This window comes from Adlercreutzia muris (assembly GCF_008831045.1).
Classification (GTDB): domain Bacteria; phylum Actinomycetota; class Coriobacteriia; order Coriobacteriales; family Eggerthellaceae; genus Adlercreutzia; species Adlercreutzia muris.
Genome location: NZ_WAJS01000094.1, coordinates 1 through 506, shown reverse-complemented (window position 1 = coordinate 506; position 506 = coordinate 1). Strand labels below are relative to the sequence as shown.

The 506-nt window shown below is 71.3% G+C and carries 1 protein-coding gene; it reads right to left on the bottom strand.

Translation table 11 applies throughout. From position 1 onward, the window contains the following. On the bottom strand, positions 1 to 400 hold a 400-nt coding region (locus F8D48_RS11520; RefSeq protein ID WP_338073133.1), incomplete at its 3' end, for a PUA domain-containing protein. Between the last annotated feature and the right edge of the window lie 106 nt (positions 401 to 506).

The window sequence follows — 506 nt, the reverse complement described above, 5'->3', positions numbered from 1 at the left end:
GGCTTGAGAGCAGCCGGTTGCCCTGCAGCTCGGCGCGCGTGCGGCCGATGGCGAGCGCGGCCTCGTCGCACGAGAACGCCGCCTTACCGCGGGCGAACAGGTGCCCCGAGGCGTCCTTGATGTCCACGACATCGCCCGCCTCGAAACGTCCTTCCACCGCGCTCACGCCCACCGACAGAAGCGAGCTCCCCCGGCCGACGAGCGCCGCCTTCGCGCCGTCGTCGACCACGAGCGCGCCGCGTGCCGCGTCGCCGAGGGCGATCCAGAGCTTCTTCGGCGTGATCTCGTGGGGCTTCTTCGCGGCGACGAAGCGGGTGCCCACGTCCTCGCCGCGCGCGGCGGCCACGATAGCACCTGCACGGCGCCCGTTGCACACGACCATGGGGATGCCCGCCACCATGAGCACGCGCGCCGAGCTGCAGGGCAACCGGCTGCTCTCAAGCCTGGCCGACAAGCCGCTCGTCCACCGCGACGAGCTGATCGTGTTCGAGTAGGGAGGATCGACT